The following is a 5,363-nucleotide window of genomic DNA, read 5'->3' as shown; positions in this document are numbered from 1 at the left end:
CGTAACCCTAAATAAGGAAGACAACGCTTCAAGGAGGTTAACTACGACCTCTATCTGTACAATTATTATCTCACAAGAAGTGTGAGATAGAAAAGAAAATATAGTTTTTAAACTATGACTTTATTATACGAGGAGGTTATAAGATAAAATGAATATTGATTATGTAAAACATGTTAATAATGATGAAAATAATCGAGTAGAATATTTACTAACTAATTTTGACTATTATGATGGAAATGATATCATATCTAAATTGTTTCGAAGTGAATTTGGAATGCAAGCAAAAGAAAAGATTGATGGTATATTTTATAATATTATAAAACTATACTCTGATGATATTGAATATAGCTTGGTATGGCACGAAGACGTCGGTAATTATATATATAGTAATAAACAAGGTGAAAAAGAATTAAAAGAATTGGAAGAAAGGCTGTCTCTAGTAATAAATAAATTAAATAATCTTATGAAAGATAATATTGAGTCCCAATAGCATTTGGAGCTTTTGCAGTTGATATTTGCTCTAAATTATATGGGTTGTCCAACACCTTAGAATGAGTGAATAATTTATATTATGGAATAAAAGGAGACGGTAAGTCTATAGCTGTAAATCCTATTAGAGATAGTATATTTAAATCTAATCCAGAATTATATTATAAAATAGGTAATGCAAGTACAATAATCTCTAGTATGGGGGCTCCAATAGCAAGTGGTGTTCCAGGAGAACAAGTTATAACAACTCAAGCTAAACGCCTAGCATCTGGTGCAGTCGGTTCAATAGCATCAAATGTCCTCATAGATGAATACGATATGAATCCATATATAGCAATGGGAATTGGAATGGGGATTAGTGGGCTTACTTATAAGGGAATAAATTCGATAGAAGTGGATACTACAATGGGTATTACCGCGTCGGGCGGTAAGGGAGTGGATGGAGTAGAGATAGAACAAGGAGAATTAAAGACTTGGTGCAAAAAAGTAAATACTAAATCTGCAGATAAAGTAAATCAATGGTGGAAAGACTTTGGGTATGATAATCCACCGTATAAATTAGGAACCAAAGTTAGTGAAATAGAATTAACACAGGAAAAAACATTTGTAAGAGTTTATGATGGTGAAATTTCTGGAATGTACGGTGGTTGGGTTATGGAAGCAGACGATATTGCAGGTTTGACACCTGCACAAATTCGAGATAAATTTGCGTTGCCAAGTGAACCTAAATATATTGTAGACGTTAAGTTGACGGAAGGAACACGTTTGAGGATTGGTGAAGCTAATGGACTTCCTGGATGGGGGAATGGTGGAGGTATTCAATATGATTTGATGGGTAAAAGAATAGGTGAATTTGTAAAACCAAGAAAACTTGAATAGGGGGTTATTATGTATTCAATTAATAAAAACATTTTAAACTACAATGGTATGCGGGTAGAGTTTGATTTTGCTATCAGAGATGTGATTCGTTATAAAAATAGTCTGATTGTATTGTTGGATATTCCTTTTAATGAATTAGAAATAAATAATTTATATAAAGTATCTGAGGATGGTATAGTTTGGCAAAGTGAGGATTTGAATAAACTGTATCCAAATCAGGAAAATTTGCCCTATGAACAAATGATACTAAAAGGAGACAAAATTCTTGCTAGTGATTTTTATGGAAGAAGATATTTTATAAAGATAGGAGATGGAATGGTTGTAAAGAAGGACTGTGTGAAATAGTAGAATAGTATTTTAGAATGAAACATAGCACTATATAATTACATAGGAATATATAATAATATAACGGCATATCTAGCATAGTTAATATGGTACTATGGATTTATTTTATATTTAATTCACAATTATAACATAAAACAGGCGATGCAAGTATAATAATATCTATTACATATTCTCTATTAACTGCAGGCACCTCAATTAAGTATGTTGTAGCAATTCAAACTAAACGTATAATTTCTAGTTTGGTTGGGTCCGTAGCATCTAAAGGCAAGTTTAGGAGAGTAATCATTCCCCTCCCAAAAGTTACTGGTTTCCACTCGACTTTTATTGAAATCTGCTGATGTGGATAAAAAGGGCCTCAATAGGTAAAGTCCAAAGGGGTTCTTTTTTATTGCAAAGAAAAAAGACTATACCTAATCATCAAAATCCTTTAGAATGGAAGGTTTATTTATCTGTGATTAAATCATAAGTTTAGAAAAAGTAATATGTGTGTATTCTGGGATATTACAAAATATTTTACTTTTTTATTTGAAGTTGTATTTACATCTCTATAAAATATTTCATCTATAATTTCATGGTTAATATAAATATGCTCGAGCTTTTAATCTAATAGATTTATGAATTCATCCATTATTTATGGAAATTTAATGTCGCCAGAGGATAGAGAGGGATACAATAATTTTCACCACTATGCTGAAAATGGTATTGATATAGAAGATAGAGTTAAACTCTCTCAATGGAAGCATCAGCCAAAAGCAGATTTATATAAAAAACATAAAGATGTATATGATAATCCGAAATATTATGATCAGGTAACAGGTCGTATCAATTGGCCCGATGATTATGGTTTTTTAGAAGGAACTAAAGAAACAAGAGTTGTTAAAAAGGGTACTATATTTAAAAGGATAGGAGAGCCAACAGGTCAGTATTTAGGTAATCTAGAAGATTCTTTTGATAAAAGATCTTTGGCTCCACATAGCGAAGGGGCTAAAGAATATTACTATGTTTTACTTAAGGATTATGAGATGACAGCAGGGAAGGCTGCACCTTGGTTTGATAAGCCTGGTGGAGGAGAGCAGTTTATTGTGTTTGACAATGATGGAAATTTATTTACTATAGAATGGTTAGAAGAAGAAGGAATACTAGAGGATATTACCGAATTATTTATGAGGAAATAAAGAATTTGAGGGGGATATGATGCTTGAGACTATTGAAGATTTATTGGATTGGAGTAAGTATGGTATTATAGAAGAGAAAGGATATATTGAAATATATAACTATATTAATAATACAAAAATGGTAGATCAAGAGATGTTCGTGAAATTGGGATTTGTAGATAATTTATACTCAATATATCAAGTTTCAAGGGGGATAGAAAGATTAGTATTTGAATGTGAGGATAGAATATATTTTCTGGCATATGTTTATTTTTATGTAGATAAATTATACTCCGATAAAAGTTATATTCGAAATCCTCGTAGTAAAATTTTTCTTCTTCTATTAGACAACAAAGTAGAAGAAGCTGAAAAGTTATTAAAAAATAACCTAAATTCAAAATATGCCGTCATAAACAAAATAGAGAATGGGAAAATATCTCTAGTAGAACGCAAAGCAGATAGTGCTATAATTTATAATGGGAAAATAATTGAAGAAAATATAGAGTTTACAGAAGGGTTTAGAATTTTACTTATCCGCTCTAAATATTTAGAAAGGTTTAATCTTATGTTTAATAGACTGAAAAAAAGTTTACCAGTGGATAAATATTATGATGAATTATTAGATTACTATGTTTTTAATATAGAAATTAATTGTTCAACATCTAGCGACTAAATTTATGATTTATTAGTTGGAGTCTAATTAAATATAAGAGAGCTGAATACTTAGTACTAGATTAATGGAATTATTATATAATAGAGATATATTAATGATCCAGATAGTATGGAAGTATATATGAATAAAATTGATCTGAAAGGAAAGTTTTATGTAGAGAGTGTTGGAGAAAAAAGAAGTGATAAGAAAAATAGAGGATGGGAAATCAGAATAGATTATATACTTATTTTAAGAAAGCTATAGCGTGATAAATTCGTTATAGCTTTCTTTTTACACCATGAAACTAATAAATCCAGAATTATATTATAAAACAGGTAATGCAAGTACAATAATATCCACAATGGGAACTCCAATAGCAGGTGGTCTCCCAATAGAAAAAGTTATGGCAACCAAACTAAACGTATGGTCCCTGGCACAGTTGCTCAGTAGCATCTAATACCCTTATGGATAGATATGATTTAAATTCATATGTAGCCATGGGAATTGGAATGGGGATTAGCAATATTACTTATAGTGGGCCAGAATCAATGGAAGTGGACACTACATTAGGTATTATTGCGTCTGGCGGTAAGGGAATGAAGGAGGTATCTATAGATAAAACTGAGTTGCATTCTAATTTATTAGACGAGTTGGCTAATAGTGGTGTGAAATATAATGTAAATGATATTGTAGCTATAACAAAAACTCCAGATGGAAGGTCAGTTTGGTTAGAGAATGGCAATTCTAAAGCGGGGCTAAAACATGTGATGAAACATGCAGATGAATTTATATCTAAAGGGATTCCTGAAAAGGATATTTCAAAGTTCATTATGGAGGCATTAGAAAATGGGAAAGTAGTTGGATATCAAGGAAGAGGCACAGGAAGACCAATATATGAAGTTGTAATGGTGTAACCCAGAGGGTGGCAATTACAACAGGGAGTAATGGTTTTGTAGTAGGAGCTAATCCTGTATCAATAAAGTAAGGAGTGATGATGTATGAATAAAATTAAGTTAAAATTGGAGTATAAATGTTTTCCTATGTGGATCTACGATAAAAATGATTCCCTAATTAATAATGATTTAGTGGATGAATTAAAAAATAATGATACTCTTGATTTTCTTTTGGTAAGTATTCAAGAAGACTTTGACAATTTGTTTATTAATGATGGAAGAGAATTTAGATATGAAGGTTTTTGTGATAATAATGCTAAGGAAACTTTTCGAAAAAAAGTACAAGATGCATACAGTGTTATTAAGAATAAGGTTGGAGAAGATTATGTAATAGAGAATCTTATTGATATCAATGAACTATGATATAAATTATATTACAAAAATTTTAATGAAAGGATAAAGATAAAAGGAGTAAAAGTAGCTTTGATAGTAAAAGCAACAAGCCTTTCTAAATTGAAAGTAGAAAAATTAAAAGAAGAAATTAATATTTGAGAATATATAGTTTATAGGGGATGATAGTTAGTACTAATTTATTATCCCCTATTTTTAATATATGCCAATGAATATTATGAATTAGATTCTAGCACTAGCGCAGAAATTGCTCAAGATGAATTAGAAGATCAAATGGAAAAGTTAAATGAGAAAAAAGAAATATTTAATGAATCAGATGAATCTTTAAGAAAGACCTTAGAAGGCATATCAGATATTATTTCTTTGAGAGCTCCTTCAGCTTATGGGGTAAGAAGCAATTATACAGGTTTATATAATAAAGCAGAAGGTTTAAGGGATAAAGTAGGGGAACATGAAGAAAGCCATTTTAGTTCAGATTTTGAAATCATGGACGAAATGTTGTCCAAACTATCTGGATTGATAAACAATCAAATAGGAAAA

Annotated in this window: 9 protein-coding genes; all 9 read left to right on the top strand. The window is 30.4% G+C overall.

Annotated elements, in window-relative coordinates:
* The first annotated feature begins 148 nt into the window (after positions 1-148).
* Positions 149-490 (top strand): hypothetical protein, encoded by a 342-nt coding sequence (locus VK071_05190; protein ID HLR34711.1) that lies wholly within the window; start codon positions 149-151, stop codon positions 488-490.
* 65 nt (positions 491-555) lie between these two features.
* Positions 556-1,368, top strand: coding sequence for a hypothetical protein (locus VK071_05185; protein HLR34710.1), 813 nt, complete (start codon positions 556-558; stop codon positions 1,366-1,368).
* A 9-nt stretch (positions 1,369-1,377) separates the two neighbouring features.
* The gene (locus tag VK071_05180; GenBank protein ID HLR34709.1) at positions 1,378-1,713 is read left to right on the top strand and encodes a hypothetical protein; all 336 of its coding nucleotides are present in this window, start codon (positions 1,378-1,380) and stop codon (positions 1,711-1,713) included.
* Between the two features lie 614 nt (positions 1,714-2,327).
* Positions 2,328-2,888: a TNT domain-containing protein gene (locus tag VK071_05175; protein HLR34708.1), complete on the top strand. Its 561-nt coding sequence runs from the start codon at positions 2,328-2,330 to the stop codon at positions 2,886-2,888.
* Between the two features lie 16 nt (positions 2,889-2,904).
* Entirely contained in the window at positions 2,905-3,540 is a 636-nt protein-coding gene (locus VK071_05170) for a hypothetical protein (GenBank protein ID HLR34707.1), read from the top strand.
* A gap of 120 nt (positions 3,541-3,660) precedes the next feature.
* Complete coding sequence (locus VK071_05165; GenBank protein HLR34706.1) at positions 3,661-3,783, top strand: hypothetical protein; 123 nt, start codon at positions 3,661-3,663, stop codon at positions 3,781-3,783.
* 200 nt (positions 3,784-3,983) lie between these two features.
* Positions 3,984-4,433, top strand: coding sequence for a hypothetical protein (locus tag VK071_05160; protein HLR34705.1), 450 nt, complete (start codon positions 3,984-3,986; stop codon positions 4,431-4,433).
* A gap of 84 nt (positions 4,434-4,517) precedes the next feature.
* Positions 4,518-4,835 carry a hypothetical protein gene (locus tag VK071_05155; protein HLR34704.1) on the top strand — a complete coding sequence of 106 codons (318 nt, stop codon included), beginning with the start codon at positions 4,518-4,520 and terminating at the stop codon, positions 4,833-4,835.
* A gap of 165 nt (positions 4,836-5,000) precedes the next feature.
* Positions 5,001-5,363: T7SS effector LXG polymorphic toxin (locus tag VK071_05150; protein HLR34703.1), on the top strand; the 363-nt coding region annotated here is incomplete at its 3' end.

It is taken from the genome of Tissierellales bacterium (assembly GCA_035301805.1).
Lineage (GTDB): Bacteria > Bacillota > Clostridia > Tissierellales > DATGTQ01 > DATGTQ01.
Note: the sequence above shows the minus strand (reverse complement) of the source record. Positions and strands in the feature narration are given on the sequence as shown.

Excerpts from the sequence above, each read along its gene's own strand:
- VK071_05190 (HLR34711.1), top strand. The coding sequence starts at position 149 with ATGAATATTGATTATGTAAAACATGTTAATAATGATGAAAATAATCGA.
- VK071_05180 (HLR34709.1), top strand. The coding sequence starts at position 1,378 with ATGTATTCAATTAATAAAAACATTTTAAACTACAATGGTATGCGGGTA.
- VK071_05175 (HLR34708.1), top strand. The coding sequence starts at position 2,328 with ATGAATTCATCCATTATTTATGGAAATTTAATGTCGCCAGAGGATAGA.
- VK071_05170 (HLR34707.1), top strand. The coding sequence starts at position 2,905 with ATGATGCTTGAGACTATTGAAGATTTATTGGATTGGAGTAAGTATGGT.
- VK071_05165 (HLR34706.1), top strand. The coding sequence starts at position 3,661 with ATGAATAAAATTGATCTGAAAGGAAAGTTTTATGTAGAGAGTGTTGGA.
- VK071_05160 (HLR34705.1), top strand. The coding sequence starts at position 3,984 with ATGGATAGATATGATTTAAATTCATATGTAGCCATGGGAATTGGAATG.
- VK071_05155 (HLR34704.1), top strand. The coding sequence starts at position 4,518 with ATGAATAAAATTAAGTTAAAATTGGAGTATAAATGTTTTCCTATGTGG.